The organism is Pseudoduganella sp. HUAS MS19 (assembly GCF_053615455.1).
This window is the reverse complement of sequence record NZ_CM132133.1, coordinates 5,796,179-5,814,134: the sequence shown is the minus strand read 5'-3', so window position 1 is coordinate 5,814,134 and position 17,956 is coordinate 5,796,179. Positions and strand designations below refer to the sequence as shown.

Genomic DNA, 17,956 nt, shown 5'->3' with positions numbered 1-17,956 from the left:
CGCCATGGCTTGGCGATCGCCGAAGCAGGGACGCGACCGCCGCCGCTGGTGGGCGCGCCCGCTGCGCTGGTGGCATACGCTGGCATTTGCCGGCGGCGTGCTGTGCGCGCCGTTCGGCTTCGCCGGCAACCAGAAGGAGGAGGCGCTGGCCGACGGCGTGCGGGTGGCGCTGTCCAACGCCATCATGGATGCCCGGCCGCCCAAGCCGGTGTTTTCCAATCCCGCCGACCGTGCGCAGTACGATACCTGGTACGCCGCCATGTCGGACCGCCTGAAGCGCAGGCTGCCGGACGAATTCACCCGCCGCGAGTTCCTCGAAACCGCCTGGTACGAGGCGCGCCGCGCCGGCCTCGACCCGGGCCTGGTGCTGGGGCTGATCCAGGTAGAGTCGGCCTACCGCAAATACGCGGTGTCGATTGTCGGCGCGCGCGGCTATATGCAGGTGATGCCGTTCTGGACCAATGTGATCGGCGACCGCGACCGCTCCAAGCTGTTCAACATGCAGACCAACCTGCGCTATGGCTGCTCGATCCTGCGCATGTATATCGATATGGAGCAGGGCAACCTCTACCTCGCCCTCGGCCGCTACAACGGCAGCCGTGGCCGTCCCGAATATCCGAACGCGGTGCTGGCCGCGTGGAATAAATGGAAGCTGTGAAGCGATGATGACCATGTTCCCCAAGAAGTTTGTAATCATACTGGCCGGCCTGGCGCTGGCCGGCAGTGCGGCGGCAGCTCCCGGCCAGCAGGTAAAGGGCAAGCTGGTCGACGGCGGCGGCGGTGACGACATGTCTGTGACCATCCTGTCGGCGCAGGGCAAGGAAATCCGGGCCTATTGCGCCGGCCAGTGCGGCGACTGGTTCGTCGAGGCTGGAGAAGGCGAATACATGACGCTGAATCCCAAGCTGAAGGGCAAGGCTGTCAGCGCGACGATTGCCACTGAGCGTAATGCGGGCCGTGTCGCCGGGCCTGGCGACGATGAACGCTTCCAGTTCATCAAGAGTATTGCGTTCAGCAAGTAGCGCGGGGCAGCAGCAGCGCGCTGGCAGTGACCATCGCGAACAGCAGCACGCCCAGCGGCATCAGTCCGTGATGCAGGAAAGGCGCCACCAGTTGCGTGGCGCCTGCGACGCAGGCAAAGGCGAGAAACATCAGCAGGCCGGCGCCTTTGCCGGCATCTTCCCCGGCCGCGTGCAGCGCGCCGCCCATGGTGGCGGGGCCGCGCAGGCCAAGCCCGCCGCAGAACAGCGCCGCCAGCACGGCCAGCACTATCAGGCCGCGCGTGCCCGCCAGCCCCGCCAGGGCCATTCCCATCAGGCCGGCGCCAGCCAGGAACTGCAGCAGGGTGCCGCTGCGCACCAGCCATTGCCGGCCCAGCTGTTTTACCAGCCTGACCGCCGCGGAGGCGCCAACCATGAAGGCCAGCACGCCGCACATCTGCAGAACGGCGAAGGCTTCGATCCCCAGCCCGAGGGTATGCGTGACCAGCAGCGGTGCGCTGGCCACGTACATCAGCAGGGCGCCGAACATGAAGGCGTAGCTCAGGGCGTAGCGCAGGTAGAGGCGGTTGCGCAGCAGCGGGGCATAGCCGCGCCGGCTGGGCGCAGTTGCCAGGGCGGCGTGCGGTGCGCGGCCGATAATGCGCGCCACCAGCGGCAGCAGCAGGAGCGACAGCGCGGCGATCAGCCAGAAGGTGGTGCGCCAGTCGGCGTACAGCACGATGGCAGCGCCGGCCACCGGTCCCAGGGCGGGGATGGTGGACTCAGCCATGGCGACGATGGCCAGCGCCTTCACCGCGTCGGCCTCGTTGAAGCGCCGCCGTATCAGAGCGGGCACGGCGACGGTGGCAGCGCCCGCGCCCAGTCCTTGCAGCAGCCGCCCCGCCAGCATCCATGCGATGCCCGGCGCCAGCGCGCACACCAGGCTGCCGCCGCCGAGCATCAGCGTGCCGGCCATGACGGTGCGGCGGTCGCCGAAATGGTCCGCCGCCCAGCCCCAAGCCAGTTGCGACAGGGCCAGCGCCGCCATGAACAGCGCCATGGTGGCCTGCGCGGAAGGGATCGATGCACCGAGCTCCGCCGCCATCACCGGGATGGCCGGCAGGTACAGGTCGGATGCCAGCAAGCCTAATGCCGTCAGGCTGGCGAGCGGAATGGCAAGGCGGTGCAGTGCTTGCATGGCGGCTCGCTAGGGCGCTTTCGGGGCTGCGCCCCAGATGAAGAGAGGCAGCAGCGCACCTCCCGCAATCACCATCAGTGCTGCGCTGCCGAAGGCGATGAGTGCGGCGTCTTCCACATTGCCCCTGGCAGTCAACAGGATGGCAGCGGCGGCTGCGGCGTGGCTGACGAATTGCAGCAGCGACAGGCCGGCGCGCGCATGCCCGCCCGCCGCCTTCAGGGCGCCGGCCGCCAGCGGGGTCATGCACAGTGCGAACCCGGTACACAACAGGGCCCAGCAGCCAAGCAGATAGTAGAAGGGATCGATGCCTTTCTCCAGCAGGTTCCAGCCAGCGATCAGGTTTGCGCCAAACACCATCATGGCCTGGCCGGCAGTCACGCGCTGGCTCATCGGGTCGCGGCCATGCCGCGCCTGGCCGGTTCCGAACGCCTGCAGCAGCATGGCCAGCACGCCTGCGGCCAGCAGTACGGCGATCTGTCCGGCCCCCAGCCCGAGGTCGAGCGCCACCATGACGGGCAAATGGGCCATGCAGGCTGCCATGGCGCCAAAGCACAAGGCGTGGCAGGCAGCATAGCGCCAGAAGGTCAGGCTCCCCGCCGGCCCTGCCAGCTCGAACCTGTCGCCGGCCCGGTGGCTGGCGGCCGGCGCCATCGCGAGCAGGACCAGCACCAGCAGGCCTGCTGCCGCAGCCAGCCAGAAGGCATGGCGCCAGCTCGCAAGCAGCACGCATAGTGCAGCGATGGCCGGCGCCAGGACCGGGATCGCGCCTTCGTTCAGCAGGCGAAGTGTAAGGCCCGAATGGGAGCGCAGAAGCAGCGGCAGCAGGGCCGCCACGCCGCCCGCGCCAAGTCCCTGCACGATGCGCCCGGCCTGAATCTCCCACGGCATGGCCGCCAGCGCGCACACGGCGCTGCCGGCGCAAAAGAGCAGGGCGCTGGCGATGAGGACGGCGCGTTTGCCCAGCGCGTTGGCGAGCCAGGCCGCCAGCAGATGGGCCGATGCCAGCGCCGCCAGATAGACGGCCAGCAGGGATTGTGCGGCGGGAAGCGACATGCCGAACTCCCGGCCGACGGCAGGCAGCGCAGGCAGGAAGGCATCGTAGGCCAGCGGCCCAAGGGCGGCCAGGCTGGCCAGCGACAGGGTAAGGTGAAGGCGTGGATGCATAAAAAATAAAAGCCCCGAGCGCGTGGCGTCGGGGCTCCTCGAATGGCTGCAACAGCCGGAAGCAGCTTATTTCAGGTGGTCGGAAATCAGCTTGGTCATTTCAAACATGGAAACCTGGGCCTTGCCGCCGAAGACAGCTTTGAGCTTGTCGTCCGCATTGATCATGCGGCGGTTCGCGGCATCCTGCAGGTTCAGTTTCTTGATATAGTCCCAGACTTTCTTGGTCACTTCGGTACGCGGCAGCGGTGCGGAACCGACCACGGCGGACAGTGCGCTCGATGGTGTCATCGCCTTCATGAAGGCTGCGTTAGGCTTACGTGCTGCTGGTGCTGCGGCTTTCTTTGCTGCTGGCTTGGCTGCTGCCTTTGCTGGAGCAGCTTTTTTTGCTGCTGGCTTGGCGGCGGCTTTCTTTGCTGCTGGTGCTGCTTTCTTGGCTGTTGCCATATTCGAGCCTCCTTAACAAACAAATGGAAAATTGCGCAATACTATCGCACGGCTAATATTGGCGGGGGTTTGCAGCTTGTGCAAGTGTTTTGTGCGTTTTTTCCGAGAAACGACGCGTTAAACCGGCCAACATCAAGAAAAAAGCCGCCCGAAGGCGGCTTTGGCTGCGGCGGCACCGGCAAAACGCCGTTCAGCGCAGGCCCGGCATCATGCCTTTCATCGAGCGCATCATCTTCATCATGCCGCCGCCGGAGAGCTTTTTCATCATGGTCTGCATCTGCTCGAACTGGGTCAGCATGCGGTTGACTTCCTGTACCTGAACGCCGGCGCCGGCCGCGATGCGGCGCTTGCGGGCCGCCTTGATCAGTTCCGGCTTGGCGCGTTCCTGCGGCGTCATCGAGTCGATGATGCCGACCATGCGCCGCACCTGCTTTTCCGCCTGGTCCATGTTGGCGCCGGCGGCCGCCTGCTGGAACTGGGCCGGCAGCTTGTCGAGCAGGCCGGACATGCCACCCATTTTCTTCATCTGCGCCAGTTGCGCCTTGAAGTCGTTCATGTCGAACTTGCCGCCCGACTTGACCTTGGCCGCCAGGTCGGCCGCAGCCTTGGCGTCGACGTTTTTCTGCGCTTCCTCGACCAGGGCCAGGATGTCGCCCATGCCCAGGATGCGGTTGGCCATGCGCTGCGGGTCGAACGCTTCCAGGCCGTCCAGTTTTTCCGACACGCCGGCAAACTTGATCGGCTTGCCGGTGATGTGGCGCACCGACAGCGCCGCACCGCCGCGCGAGTCGCCATCGAGCTTGGTCAGCACCACGCCAGTCAGCGGCAGGGCGTCGTTGAAGGCCTTGGCGGTATTGATCGCGTCCTGGCCCAGCATGGCGTCGACCACGAACAGGGTTTCGATCGGCTTGACCGCGCCGTGCACGGCGGCGATCTCCTGCATCATCTCTTCGTCGATACCGAGGCGGCCGGCGGTGTCGATGATCAGCACGTCGTGGTGGTGCTTCTTGGCCCAGTCCAGTGCGGCCAGCGCGATGTCGACCGGCTTGTCCTGCGCGGTGGACGGGAAGAAGTCGGCGCCGACCTGGCCGGTCACCGATTGCAGCTGGGCGATAGCAGCCGGACGATAGACGTCGGCCGATACCGTCAGCACTTTCTTTTTCTTCTGCTCTTTCAGGTACTTGGCCAGCTTGCCGACGGTGGTGGTCTTACCCACGCCCTGCAAGCCCGCCATCAGGATAATGGCCGGCGGCTGCTGGGCGAAGGAGAGCTGGGAGGCTTCCGCACCCAGGTCGGCGCCCATCAGGGCGCCCAGTTCGCGCTGCACCACGCCGACCAGGGCCTGGCCCGGGGTCAGCGAGGAAATCACCTCTTCGCCGAGGGCTTTTTCCTTGACCTTGGCGATGAATTCGCGCACGGCCGGCAGGGCGACGTCGGCCTCCAGCAGCGCCATGCGCACTTCGCGCAGCATGTCGGCGGTGTTGGATTCGGTCAGGCGGGCCTCGCCGCGCATCGTCTTGACGACTTTGGCAAGGCGCGTAGTCAGGTTGTCTAGCATTGGTGGCCTACTAATTAATGGAGGGAGCTGCGATCAGCGGAAAATCCCGCCATTTTACCTTAGGAGCCGGCGCCGGCGGCAGCCCTCGGCGCCGACCGCCGGTCTCTCACGAATTGTCACTATCCTGCACAAATTTGCGAAATAAACAAAGTTTCTTCTTGACAAGACATACGACCTCCGTGCATCTTGTTCATAAATTAATTTTATGGATGAACTTGTGCAGACGCTGGCCGTTCCAGACTTGATCAATCTATTCGCGCCCGGCCGGCGGCGCGCCCTGCGTCACTGGCGCTTTGCCGCGCTCGCGCTGGCGGCGTGCGTTGCGCTGTACACGGGGTGGCAGCTGGCGCGCCCGGCCGTGGCCGGCCAGCTGGCCCAGGCCTTCTCGCCGGCACTGGAAATCCAGCTGGGCCAGGGCATGCTGCACGAACTGGAGGCGCAGGTGCTGCAGGCCAGCGGACTGTCGGAAACGCACCGGGCCCGCATCAGCGCCGCCTTCGCCAGCCTGCAGGCGCCGCATGAAGGAGCGCCGCGCCACCGCCTGCTGTTTCGCAGCAGCCAGCTGGGCGCGGCCGCCTTCACGCTGCCTTCGGGCGACATCATCCTGACCGACAGCCTGGTGCTGGCGCTGCCCGACGACGGGGCGGTGCTGGCGGTGCTGGCTCATGAACTGGGCCACCAGCAGCAGCGCCACATGCTGCGCCGCCTGGTGCAGGAAGCCATGCTGCCGGCCGTGGCCGGCCTGGTGCTGGGCGACACCGGCTGGCTGGTGTCGAGCATGGCAGCGCGGGCGCCGCACCTGGATTGGCCGCAGCAGGCCGAGATCGAAGCCGACAACTATGCCGCCGACCTGCTGGAACATAACGGCCTGTCCCTGCGCCTCCTGGGCGAAGTGCAGGAAGCGCTGGGCGGTGCCGCCGGCGCCGAGCGCGCCTACCTCGCAATCCATCCGCCCTGCGCGGAACGCCTGGCGCAACAGCGCGAACGCAGCGCACTTTAAGCGCCACTGCCTTCAATGTATGATGGGCGCGCGGCCGGGCAGGCCAACTATTCACTAAGGAGAGCTGGATGAAACTGAAAAGTATCGGCAGGGCCGCGGCCCTTGTGGCGCTGGCGGGCCTGGTGACCGCTGGAAGCGCGCAGGCGCAGGAAGTGGTGCGGCTGGGGAACCTGAAGTTCGCCCATTACGGCGCCGTATCCTATATCAAGGAGATCGCGCCGAAGTGCGGCATCAAGGTCGAAGAGCGCGTGTTCGCCAAAGGCCTGGACGTGATGTCGGCCATCCTGGCCGGCGAGCTCGATGTGGGCGCCACCGCTTCCGAGGCGGCGATCTCCGGCCGCGCCGGCAGCGCGCCGATCTACGTGGTGGCCGGCTTTGCCAAGGGCGGGGCGCGCCTGGTTGGCCGCAGCGACCTGAATCTCAAATCGATCAAGGACCTGAAGGGCAAGAAAGTCGGTGTGACGCGCGGCGGCATCCAGGAGGTGCTGCTGCTGGCCGAGCTGCAGCAGGCCGGCCTGACCGTTTCCGAGCAGCCCGGCAAGGACGTGCAGACCGTGCTGCTGGCCTATGCGGACCTGAACCAGGCGCTGCTCGGCAAGCATATCGACGCCATGATGCAGTCCGAGCCACAATCCTCGCAGGCCATCAACAAGGGCTACGGCACCGAAATCCTCAAGCCCTACAACACCCCGATCGGCGAGCCGATCCGGACCATGGTGATGACCGAGAAGTTCTACAAGGAGCGCCGCCCGCTGGCCGAAAAGTTCATGCGCTGCTTCGTGGAGGCGACCAAGACCTTCATCGACCAGCCGGCCACCGCTGAAAAATACGTGCGCGAGACCGTATTCAAGGGCCAGATCACCAGCGACGATTTCCAGGACGCGATCGGCAATTCGCCGTATTCGTACGACGTGACGCCGGAGCACATCCAGGTCACCACCGACACCATGGTCAAGACCGGCGTCGGCAAGATGAGCAGGCCGCCGGTCGCCAGGGACTGGGTCAAGACTGACCTGCTGGAGCAAGCCAAGAAATCGCTGGGCGTCAAATGAAGGTCGCATGGCGCGACGTCGCTGTCGGCCTGCTGGTGCCGGCGGCGCTGGTGCTGGTCTGGCATCTTGTCACCTACCGCGGCTGGGTCAACCCGCAGGCGCTGCCCTCGCCGGAAGCGGTGGCGCGCAAGTGGGTGGAGTACCTGCTGCCGCTGCAGCCCTATGACGGCAACGGCAGCTGGCTGGCCTGGGCCTTCTCGGGCGAATTGATCCACGATGCCTTGGGCAGCATGTATCGCGTGCTGCTTGGCTTTGCCATCGGCGCCGGCCTGGCGCTGCCGCTTGGCCTGGCCATGGGCGCCAGCGCCCACGCCTACCGCCTGTTCAATGTGCTGGTGCAGATCGTCCGCCCGGTGCCGCCGATTGCCTACATCCCGCTGTCGATGCTGTGGTTCGGACTGGGCAACCCGCCGGCTGTCTTCCTGATTTCGCTGGGCGCCTTCTTCCCTGTGCTGATCAACACCATCGCCGGCGTGCGCCAGGTCGACGGCATCTACCTGCGCGCGGCGCGCAACCTGGGCGCTTCCGGCCCGACCATGTTCCTGCGCGTGATCCTGCCGGCGGCCGTGCCGTCGATCCTGGCCGGCGTGCGCATCGGCATCGGTACCGCCTTCATCGTGGTGATCGTGGCGGAAATGGTGGCGGTGAACAACGGCCTGGGCTTTCGCATCAGCGAGGCACGCGAGTACTTCTGGTCGGACAAGATCATCGCCGGCATGATCACCATCGGTTTGCTGGGCCTGGCGATCGACGTGGCCATGGACCGCCTGAACAACCACCTGCTGCGCTGGCATCGCGGCCTGGAGAGCTGAATGAGCGCTGCACATATCGAAGTCAAGGGCGTGAGCAAGGTGTTCGGCGCCTCGGTGGTGGCGCTGCAGGACATCAACCTGGACATCCCGCGCGGCCAGTTCGTCTGCCTGCTGGGGCCGTCCGGCTGCGGCAAGTCGACGCTGCTCAACGCCATTGCCGGATTCTCGGCGCCGACCAGCGGCAGCATTGTCGCCGATGGCAAGCTGGTGGCCGAGCCGGGCCCGGAGCGCGGCATGGTGTTCCAGGAATACGCCCTGTTCCCGTGGATGACGGTGGCCGACAATGTGGCCTTCGGGCTGGAAATCAAGGGCATGCCGAAGGCGCAGGTCGAAGCCGCGGTGGACAAGCTGCTCAAGACGCTGTCGCTGCAGGACTTCCGCCATCGCTTTCCGAAAGACCTGTCGGGCGGCATGCGGCAGCGGGTGGCGATCGCCCGCGTGCTGGCGCTCGATTCGCCAATCATGCTGATGGACGAACCGTTCGGCGCGCTCGACGCGCTGACCCGCCGCAACCTGCAGGACGAGCTGCTGCGCATCTGGGCCGAGCTGAAAAAGACCATCATCTTCGTCACCCACAGCATCGAGGAAGCGATCTACCTGGCTGACCGCATCGTGGTCATGACGTACCGCCCCGGCACGGTCAAGCGCGACATCCTGGTCGATATGCCGCGCCTGCGCGACCCGTCGGCGCCGGAATTCAATGCCCTCAAGCGCGAGCTGGGGCAACTGGTGATGGAAGAACAACAACGCCACCACAACGACGAGCTGCGGGCGGCGGCGGTGGATTAGCCGGGGTCTGGCACTGCCATGCGACACGCGCAGCGTGTTGGCCTGACCCCATGGTGTTCAGGTGTTAAACTTACCGGATGCAAACTTACTTCCTGCTCGCAGCAACGCTGCTTTACCTGATCTGTGGTTTCCTCCCGTCGCGTAAATCCGTGCCTATTGCCGCACTGACGGCCGGCGCCTGGCTGCTGCACGGGGCGGCGTTGTGGGTTGACGTGATGGTGCCCGGCTCGCTGCGTATCGGCTTTGCCACCATGCTGTCTTCGGCGCTGTGGATCTCGGTCGGCGCCTACTGGCTGGAAAACCAGAACTTCCCGCTCGATGGCCTGCGCCGCATCGTGATGCCGGTGGCCGCGCTGGCAGTGGCCCTGCAGGCAGGCTTCCCCGGCGCACTGGTGCCGACTGCCGGCCGCTCCACCATGCTGGGCTGGCACGTTGCCATTGCCACTTTGGCCTACAGCACGCTGACCATCGCCGCCTTCCATGCCGTGCTGATGGCGCTGCAGGAGTCGCGCCTGCACACGCGCAGCGACAGCCCGGGCTTCTTCGCCGCGGCGCTGGACCAGTTGCCGGCCTTGCTGACGATGGAAAAGCTGCTGTTCCGCCTGATCGCCTTCGGTTTCGTGCTGCTTAGCCTGACCGTCCTGTCGGGCATTGTATTTAGCGAGGAATTGTTTGGCCGGGCCCTCAAGTGGGACCATAAATCGGTCTTCACCCTGTTGTCCTGGGTCCTGTTCGCTGCCTTGCTGGCCGGCCGCCATTTCCGCGGCTGGCGCGGCAAGACCGCCCTCAGCTTCACCTTGGCGGGCTTTGCGACCCTGCTGCTGGCTTATGTCGGCAGCCGATTTGTCCTGGAAGTGGTTTTACATCGAGGTTTGGCATGACACGAATCCTGTTCTGGCTGGCGCTGGTCATCCTGGTGATTGCCGCCATCCGCAGCAAATTGCGCAAGATGGGCGGCCCGCAGCAAGGCGGCCCGGCGCCGGCGCCGCGCCAGCCGCGCGCGGCCGAGCAGCCCTCGACGGAAAAGATGCTGCAGTGCGCCCATTGCGGCGTGCATTTCCCGGCCTCAGAGAACGTTCCCGCCAACGGCCGCGACTACTGCTGCGCGGCGCACACCCCGCATTAAGCCCTAACGTGTTTGCCCGTCTCCACAGCCTGTCGGCCGCCTCGCGCGACACCTTCTGGCGCTCGCTGAAAGCGCTGGGCGCGACCCGCATCGTCATCGTCCTGGTATTGATGCTGTACTTCAGTGCCGGCAAACTGTCGTTCGATGAACTGTCGGTGCTGACGGTGCAGGTGTGCGCCGCCTACCTGCTGGCAGCCGTTGCGATGCAGTTGCTGGCCCTGCGCTGGCGCCGCCACTTCATGCTGCAGCTGATGTCGCAGGTGGCTTGCGACCTGACCTGCATCTCGCTGCTATACCTTGCTGCCGGCGGCTTGCGCTCCGGACTGGCGATCCTGTACCTGTTCCCGCTTGCCGGTTGTGCCATCCTGGCGCCACTGGTGCTGTCGCTGTTCAGCGCTTCGCTGGCCGCGCTGTTCATGCTGGCCGACAGCACCTACCTCGCCATTTCGGGCGGCGAGTCGCTGGTCTTGCAGGCCGGCCTGTATGGAGTTGCCTGGTTTGCCGTGGTGCTGGTCGTGAACCGCATGGCGGCACGCCTGATCGGCCAGGAAGAACTGGCGGCCCAGCGCGGCATCGAAATCGGCGTGCAGCAAGCCGTCAATCGCCTGGTCATTGCGCATTCGGCAGACGGCATCCTGGTGGTGGGGCCGGACGGCACCATCCATATGAGCAACCCGGCGGCGCAGCAAATGCTGGGCGGACCCGCGCAAGTGCTCGATGGCGCCACCCTGCAACCGATCGCGGCCGCCTACGAAGCCTGGCGCCGGGAGCCGGAACAGGCCAGCGCCTTCATCACCATCAAGCCGTTCGAAGACCCGGAGCAGGCAGACACCACGGCGGCATGGAGTTCGCGGCGCGACGTCGCCCTGCACCTCAAGTTGCGTTTCGCTGCCGCCGACACCAAGGGCCTGGAGATGGAGCGCAATGTGATCTTCCTGGAAGACGTGACCAGCATCGAGGAAAAGGCGCAGCAGCTCAAGCTGGCCTCGATGGGGCGCCTGACTGCCAGCATCGCGCACGAAGTGCGCAACCCGCTGTCGGCCATCGGCCACGCGAATTCCCTGCTCGAGGAAGACCTGCAGGCGCCGGTGCATAAACGCCTGCTGAAGATCATCAGCGACAATGTGGCGCGCGTGAACCGCATGGTGGAAGACATCCTGCAACTGTCGCGCAAGGCGCAGAGCCACCATGACCCGATGGAACTGGAAGGCTTCCTCAACGAGTTGAAAACGGAGTTCGACGAGACGCACAAGCTGGACCGGAAAATCGTGTGCCTGGGCGGCATGCGCCAGGTGATGGTGCGCTTCGACCCGCTGCATCTGCGCGAAGTGCTGATCAACCTGCTCAACAATGCGGTGCGCTATGCCAGCGGCACGCCGGCCAGCATCCGCGTCTTCATCGTGCAGGTGGCCGGGCGTCCGCTGGAACTGCACGTACAGGACGATGGACCCGGCATATCGCCGCAGGTGCGGGCCCACTTGTTCGAACCGTTCTACACAACATCAAGCAAAGGGACGGGCCTGGGCCTGTATCTGGCGCGTGAATTGTGTTTGAATAACGAAGCCATGCTGGATTACGAGCACCGTTTCGAAGACAGCGTGACAGAGGGCGGCGAGCGCAAGTCGAGCGGCCGCTTTGTAATTACATTTGCGAAAAACACATGACTTCTCCACGTGTCCTGGTCGTTGACGATGAAGCCGACCTGCGCGAACTGCTGGAAATAACCCTGCTGAAGATGGGGCTGGACGTGGACAGCACCGAAACCCTTCAGCAAGCGCGCCAGCTCTTTGCCGAAAAAGATTATCAACTGGTGCTGACCGACATGCGCCTGCCGGACGGCCTGGGGCTGGAACTGGTGCGCGAAGTGACGGCCAGCGGCAAGAATATCCCGATTGCCGTGGTGACGGCCTTTGGCAGTGCCGAAAATGCCGTGGTCGCGCTGAAGGCGGGCGCTTTTGACTACGTCAGCAAGCCGGTGCAGCTGGAACAGTTGCGCATCTTGGTGCAGTCGGCGTTGAAGGTGAGCGACAGCGCCCCGGCCGCGGCCCCGGCGCGCGGCCAGCCGCAAAGCCGGCTGCGCGGCAGTTCGGCCGCGATCCAGGCCTTGCGCGCCCAGATTGCCCGGCTGGCGCGGTCGATGGCGCCGATTGCCATCAATGGCGAGTCCGGCAGCGGCAAGGAACTGGCGGCGCGGGAAATCCATGCCCAAAGCTCGCGTGCCGACAAACCTTTTATTGCCGTCAACTGCGGCGCCATTCCGGAAGCCCTGATGGAGGCCGAGTTCTTCGGCTACCGCAAGGGCGCCTTCACCGGCGCCTCCGACGAGCGCGATGGCTTCTTCCAGGCTGCCAACGGCGGCACCCTGATGCTGGACGAGGTGGCTGACCTGCCGCTGGCGATGCAGGTCAAGCTGCTGCGCGCGATCCAGGAGCGGCGCGTGCGCAAGATCGGCGCCACGGCCGAAGAACCGGTCGACGTGCGGATCATCTCCGCCACCCACAAGAACCTGGAAAAGCTGGTGGAAGACGGCTTGTTCCGCCAGGATTTGTTCTACCGCCTGAACGTGATCGAGCTGCGCCTGGCGCCCTTGCGCGAGCGCCTCGACGACCTGGACGAGCTGGTCGAAGCCATCCTGGCGCGGCTGGGCAGTTTTGAACATAAGGTGGTGCTGGCGCCCGGCGTGCTCGAGGTATTGAAGGGTTATTCCTTCCCGGGCAATGTGCGCGAGCTGGAAAATATCCTCGAGCGTGCGTTGGCGTTCTCCAACGACGGTGTGATTTCGGCGCAAGACCTGGCGCTAAAGGGCGGCACGCTGCCGCCGGCCGCGCCAGCCGCGGCGCCGGTGCCTGCCCCTGCCATGCCGGCCGCCCCCGCCGGTGCCGCTGCCGGCCAGGCGGCAAGTCCTGCCGTCAGTCCTGCCGGTGCAGTGCCGGCGCCAGGCCAGCCGGCCGAAACGCCGGCACCGGAGGCTGCGCCGGCTGGCGAGCCATCCATGCCGCCGCTGCCGGTGTTTGACGTCCTGCCCAGCAACCTGCCGGCCTACCTCGAAGCGGTCGAGCGCGACATCATCACGCGCGCCCTGGCCCAGACCAACTACAACCGCACCCAGGCCGCCCAGCTCCTGGGCATCAGCTTCCGCCAGCTGCGCTACCAGATGCAGAAGCTGAACATCCAGGACCCCGGCTAGCCGTTCGCGGCGGCGGGGCAGCCGCCGCCCGATTGGTCTATAATCCCGGTCCGCCGCGAAAATCCCCTAGCGCCATGTAGCGTTTTCGCCAACGCACAAGACCGTGCTGCGCTGCAATATTGCTTATTCACTCAGCACCGAAAAAGCTGTGTTAGTGCTCGCTCACCGCCGATCGCCTGTAGTGATGGGGGATATCAAATGTCAATAAGAAAACGTGGCCTAAACGAAAAAATTTCACCTTGTACGATCCGGATCCCGTCACTACAATTAGTGGACAGAATTCGATGGTCCACTAGATATAGTGGCCATTAACAAATACTGAATACGCGGAGCATAAATGCAATCTACTCAAGATATTTCCACCACGCAGGCGCCTCAAGTGCCTGTTTCCGCTGGCGAAACCGCCGGCGGTGTCGCTGTTTCCGCTAGCCAGATGGCTGACTACCGCATCATCCGCCGCAACGGCGCCGTGGTCGCTTTCGAGCCATCCAAGATCGCCGTGGCAATGACCAAGGCCTTCCTGGCAGTGAACGGCGGCCAGGGTGCGGCTTCCGCCCGCATCCGCGAACTGGTGGAAGACCTGACCAAGAACGTGGTGGCCGCCCTGATGCGCCGCCAGCCAGCCGGCGGCACCTTCCATATCGAAGACGTGCAAGACCAGGTTGAACTGGCCCTGATGCGCTCGGGCGAGCACGACGTGGCACGCTCCTACGTGCTGTACCGCGCCAAGCACATGGAAGAGCGCCGTCTGAAGAAGGAAGCGGCCGGCGCCACCGCCACCGCGGAACCGCAGATCAACGTCACCGAGAACGGCGTCGCCCGTCCTCTGGTGATGCAGGAAGTGCGCGACCTGATCGGCGCCGCCTGCAAGGGCCTGGAAAAGCACGTCGATGCCGACGCCATCCTGGCCGAAACCGTGAAGAACCTGTACGACGGCGTGCCGGTCGAAGAACTGCACAAGTCCGCCATCCTGGCTGCCCGCGCGCTGATGGAAAAGGACCCTGCCTACTCCCAGGTGACCGCCCGCATCCTGCTGCACACCATCCGTAAGGAAGTGTTCGGCAAGGAAGTGCCGCAAGCCGGCGCCGCCGCCGCCTACATCGAGTACTTCCCGCAGTACATCGCCAAAGGTATCGCTGCCGAACTGCTGAACGAAGAACTGGGCAAGTTCGACCTGGCCAAGCTGGCCAAGGCCCTGGTTGCCGACCGCGACCTGCAGTTCGGCTACATTGGCCTGCAGACCCTGTACGACCGCTACTTCCTGCACGTACGCGATGTGCGCATCGAAATGCCGCAGGCGTTCTACATGCGCGTTGCCATGGGCCTGGCCCTGAACGAAACCGACCGCGAAGCGCGCGCCATCGAGTTCTACAACCTGCTGTCGACCTTCGACTTCATGTCGTCGACCCCAACCCTGTTCAACTCCGGCACCCAGCGCTCGCAGCTGTCCTCCTGCTACCTGACCACGGTGTCCGACGACCTGGAAGGCATCTACGACGCCATCAAGGAAAACGCTCTGCTGGCCAAGTTCGCCGGCGGCCTGGGCAACGACTGGACCCCGGTGCGCGCCCTGGGCGCCCACATCAAGGGCACCAACGGCAAATCGCAAGGCGTGGTGCCGTTCCTGAAGGTGGTGAACGACACCGCCGTGGCGGTGAACCAGGGCGGCAAGCGCAAGGGCGCAGTCTGCGCCTACCTGGAAACCTGGCACATGGACATCGAGGAATTCCTCGACCTGCGCAAGAACACCGGCGACGACCGCCGCCGCACCCACGACATGAACACCGCGAACTGGATTCCGGACCTGTTCATGAAGCGTGTGATGGAAAAGGGCCACTGGACCCTGTTCTCGCCATCGGACGTGCCTGACCTGCACGACAAGTTCGGCAAGGAATTCGAAGAAGCCTACCTGGGCTACGAAGCCAAGGCCGCCAACGGCGAACTGCGCCTGTTCAAGAAGATCGAAGCGCTGGACCTGTGGCGCAAGATGCTGTCGATGCTGTTCGAAACCGGCCACCCATGGATCACCTTCAAGGATCCTTGCAACATCCGTTCGCCGCAGCAGCACGTGGGCGTGGTGCACTCGTCGAACCTGTGCACCGAAATCACCCTGAACACCAACGCCGACGAAATCGCCGTCTGCAACCTGGGTTCCGTGAACCTGCCGGCGCACATGAAAGAAGGCAAGATCGACCACGTCAAGCTGCAAAAGACCATCCGCACCGCGATGCGCATGCTGGACAACGTGATCGACATCAACTACTACGCGGTTGAAAAAGCACGCAACGCCAATATGCGCCACCGTCCGGTCGGCCTGGGCGTGATGGGCTTCCAGGACTGCCTGCACATGATGCGCGTGCCATACGCTTCGATGGAAGCGGTGAACTTCGCCGACAACTCGATGGAAGCAGTGTGCTACTACGCCTACCTGGCTTCGACCGAACTGGCGGAAGAGCGCGGCCGCTACGAATCGTACGAAGGCTCGCTGTGGTCGCGCGGCATCCTGCCGCAAGACTCCGTGCGCCTGCTGGCCGAACAGCGCGGCGGCTACCTGGAGCAGGACCTGTCGTCCGCCATGGACTGGACCCCGGTGCGTGAACGCATCGCCAAGTTCGGCATGCGCAACTCGAACTGCGTGGCGATCGCCCCGACCGCCACCATCTCGAACATCATCGGCGTGTCGGCTTGCATCGAACCGACCTTCCAGAACCTGTACGTGAAGTCCAACCTGTCCGGCGAATTCACCGAGATCAACGCCTACCTGGTGCGCGACCTGAAGGCACGCGACCTGTGGGACGAAGTGATGATTGCCGACCTGAAATACTTCGACGGCTCGCTGAGCAAGATCGACCGCGCACCGCAAGACTTGCGCGACATCTACGCTACCGCGTTCGAAGTCTCGCCAACCTGGCTGGTGGAAGCAGCGTCGCGCCGCCAGAAGTGGATCGACCAGGCCCAGTCGCTGAACATCTACATGGCAGGCGCTTCCGGCAAGAAACTGGACGAAACCTACAAGCTGGCATGGCTGCGTGGCCTGAAGACCACCTACTACCTGCGCACCATCGCTGCCTCGCACATGGAGAAATCCACCACCCGCACCGGCGCGCTGAACGCCGTGTCCGCGAACGTGCCGGATGCCCCAGCGGCCGTAACTGCTGAGCCAGATGGCGCCGCCTGCTACCTGCGTCCTGGTGACCCGGGTTTCGAGGAATGCGAAGCCTGCCAGTAATACAATAGTCATAGTTAAAACCGGTAAATCGGGGTCTGACCCGCAGGGTCAGACCCCGTCTGTGCAAAGTTCGCGGCCGAAGAAAGCATCGCCGGCCGTCGAGCAGAAGGTGTCAGACCCTGCGGGTCTGACACCGGTTTACCGGTTTAAAGAAGAGCCAATCAAAGAGGAAAAAACCAATGCTATCCTGGGATGATGAAGCCGCGGCAGCACCGCGCCAAACCCCACCACTGGGCGCCACTGCCGAAGCCACCGCCGAACAAGTCGCCCTGCGCGTCAACGCCGACGACAAGCGCGTCATCAATGGCCAGACCGACGTCAACCAGCTGGTCCCATTCAAATATAAATGGGCCTGGGACAAATACCTGGCCGGCTGCGCCAACCACTGGATGCCGCAGGAAGTGAACATGCAGCGCGACATCGAGCTGTGGAAGAACCCGAACGGCCTGTCCGAAGACGAGCGCCGCCTGGTCAAGCGCAACCTGGGCTTCTTCGTCACCGCCGACTCGCTGGCCGCCAACAATATCGTGCTGGGCACCTACCGCCACATCACCGCTCCTGAGTGCCGCCAGTACCTGCTGCGCCAGGCGTTTGAAGAGGCGATCCACACCCACGCCTACCAGTACATCGTCGAGTCCCTCGGCCTGGACGAGCAGGAAATCTTCAACGCCTACAACGAAGTAGCGTCGATCCGCGACAAGGACCAGTTCCTGATCCCGTTCATCAACGTGCTGACCGACCCGGCGTTCAAGACCGGCACCATCGAGACCGACCAGCAACTGCTGAAGTCCCTGATCGTGTTCGCCTGCCTGATGGAAGGCCTGTTCTTCTACGTCGGCTTCACCCAGATCCTGGCGCTGGGCCGCCAGAACAAGATGACCGGCGCCGCCGAACAGTACCAGTACATCCTGCGCGACGAATCGATGCACTGCAACTTCGGTATCGACCTGATCAACACCATCAAGCTGGAAAACCCACACCTGTGGACCCCGGCCTTCAAGGAAGAGATCAAGGGCCTGTTCCTGCAAGCCGTGGAACTGGAATACCGCTACGCGGAAGACACCATGCCACGTGGCGTGCTGGGCCTGAACGCAGCCATGTTCAAAGGCTACCTGCGCTTCATCGCCAACCGCCGCGCCACCCAGATCGGCCTGGAAACCCTGTTCGACCAGGACGAGAATCCATTCCCATGGATGTCGGAAATGATCGACCTGAAGAAGGAGCGCAACTTCTTCGAAACTCGCGTCACCGAATACCAGACCGGCGGTGCGCTGAGCTGGGATTAAAAAACGTCTCCCGTCGCGCGACACATAGTTTGAGCCAGGCGACACATAGTTTGATACCGAACGACGCATAGTTTGAGCGCCGTCGCGTGACGAATCGAAAGCCTCTTAGTGACAACTACTAAGAGGCTTTT

At 64.3% G+C, this 17,956-nt stretch carries 16 protein-coding genes; 12 read left to right on the top strand and 4 right to left on the bottom strand.

The annotated features are described in order from the left end of the window. Positions 1-4: 4 nt before the first annotated feature. Together ACWBU6_RS26570 and ACWBU6_RS26565 are read left to right on the top strand one after the other, a co-directional pair. Complete coding sequence (locus ACWBU6_RS26570; RefSeq protein WP_452646325.1) at positions 5-658, top strand: lytic transglycosylase domain-containing protein; 654 nt, start codon at positions 5-7, stop codon at positions 656-658. A 4-nt stretch (positions 659-662) separates the two neighbouring features. Next, entirely contained in the window at positions 663-1,022 is a 360-nt protein-coding gene (locus ACWBU6_RS26565) for a hypothetical protein (RefSeq protein ID WP_452646324.1), read from the top strand. Here ACWBU6_RS26565 and ACWBU6_RS26560 read toward each other — a convergent pair. The 4 genes from ACWBU6_RS26560 to ffh all read right to left on the bottom strand — a co-directional run bounded on the left by ACWBU6_RS26560 (position 1,012) and on the right by ffh (position 5,344). Further along, positions 1,012-2,178: an MFS transporter gene (locus ACWBU6_RS26560; RefSeq protein ID WP_452646323.1), complete on the bottom strand. Its 1,167-nt coding sequence runs from the start codon at positions 2,176-2,178 to the stop codon at positions 1,012-1,014. The two genes, ACWBU6_RS26565 and ACWBU6_RS26560, sit on opposite strands and share 11 nt — an antisense overlap. A gap of 9 nt (positions 2,179-2,187) precedes the next feature. Next, positions 2,188-3,342, bottom strand: coding sequence for an MFS transporter (locus tag ACWBU6_RS26555; protein WP_452646322.1), 1,155 nt, complete (start codon positions 3,340-3,342; stop codon positions 2,188-2,190). Between the two features lie 66 nt (positions 3,343-3,408). Continuing rightward, positions 3,409-3,786, bottom strand: coding sequence for an SWIB/MDM2 domain-containing protein (locus ACWBU6_RS26550; RefSeq protein WP_055929217.1), 378 nt, complete (start codon positions 3,784-3,786; stop codon positions 3,409-3,411). A 190-nt stretch (positions 3,787-3,976) separates the two neighbouring features. Further along, complete coding sequence (ffh, locus tag ACWBU6_RS26545) at positions 3,977-5,344, bottom strand: signal recognition particle protein (protein ID WP_452646321.1); 1,368 nt, start codon at positions 5,342-5,344, stop codon at positions 3,977-3,979. Between the two features lie 205 nt (positions 5,345-5,549). On the opposite strand from ffh, the gene ACWBU6_RS26540 reads away from it, so the two are divergent. From ACWBU6_RS26540 to ACWBU6_RS26495, 10 genes are all read left to right on the top strand, one after another. Further along, entirely contained in the window at positions 5,550-6,344 is a 795-nt protein-coding gene (locus ACWBU6_RS26540) for a M48 family metallopeptidase (RefSeq protein ID WP_452646320.1), read from the top strand. Between the two features lie 68 nt (positions 6,345-6,412). After that, the gene (locus tag ACWBU6_RS26535; protein ID WP_452646319.1) at positions 6,413-7,396 is read left to right on the top strand and encodes an ABC transporter substrate-binding protein; all 984 of its coding nucleotides are present in this window, start codon (positions 6,413-6,415) and stop codon (positions 7,394-7,396) included. After that, positions 7,393-8,208: an ABC transporter permease gene (locus ACWBU6_RS26530; protein WP_452646318.1), complete on the top strand. Its 816-nt coding sequence runs from the start codon at positions 7,393-7,395 to the stop codon at positions 8,206-8,208. Before ACWBU6_RS26535 ends, ACWBU6_RS26530 begins: the two co-directional genes overlap by 4 nt. Next, positions 8,209-8,997 carry an ABC transporter ATP-binding protein gene (locus tag ACWBU6_RS26525; protein ID WP_452646317.1) on the top strand — a complete coding sequence of 263 codons (789 nt, stop codon included), beginning with the start codon at positions 8,209-8,211 and terminating at the stop codon, positions 8,995-8,997. A gap of 77 nt (positions 8,998-9,074) precedes the next feature. Further along, positions 9,075-9,878, top strand: a complete 804-nt coding sequence (locus ACWBU6_RS26520; RefSeq protein ID WP_452646316.1) for a cytochrome C assembly family protein — start codon at positions 9,075-9,077, stop codon at positions 9,876-9,878. Further along, positions 9,875-10,123: a PP0621 family protein gene (locus ACWBU6_RS26515; RefSeq protein ID WP_452646315.1), complete on the top strand. Its 249-nt coding sequence runs from the start codon at positions 9,875-9,877 to the stop codon at positions 10,121-10,123. Before ACWBU6_RS26520 ends, ACWBU6_RS26515 begins: the two co-directional genes overlap by 4 nt. An 8-nt stretch (positions 10,124-10,131) precedes the next feature. After that, a complete protein-coding gene (locus tag ACWBU6_RS26510) occupies positions 10,132-11,787 on the top strand; it encodes a sensor histidine kinase (protein WP_452646314.1) in 1,656 nt (551 codons plus the stop codon). Then, positions 11,784-13,310, top strand: coding sequence for a sigma 54-interacting transcriptional regulator (locus ACWBU6_RS26505; protein WP_452646313.1), 1,527 nt, complete (start codon positions 11,784-11,786; stop codon positions 13,308-13,310). The genes ACWBU6_RS26510 and ACWBU6_RS26505 overlap by 4 nt, the downstream gene beginning before the upstream one ends. Before the next feature lie 337 nt (positions 13,311-13,647). Beyond that, positions 13,648-16,539 (top strand): ribonucleoside-diphosphate reductase subunit alpha, encoded by a 2,892-nt coding sequence (locus ACWBU6_RS26500; RefSeq protein WP_452646312.1) that lies wholly within the window; start codon positions 13,648-13,650, stop codon positions 16,537-16,539. A gap of 179 nt (positions 16,540-16,718) precedes the next feature. Beyond that, positions 16,719-17,825, top strand: coding sequence for a ribonucleotide-diphosphate reductase subunit beta (locus ACWBU6_RS26495; protein ID WP_452646311.1), 1,107 nt, complete (start codon positions 16,719-16,721; stop codon positions 17,823-17,825). The last annotated feature ends 131 nt before the right edge of the window (positions 17,826-17,956 follow it).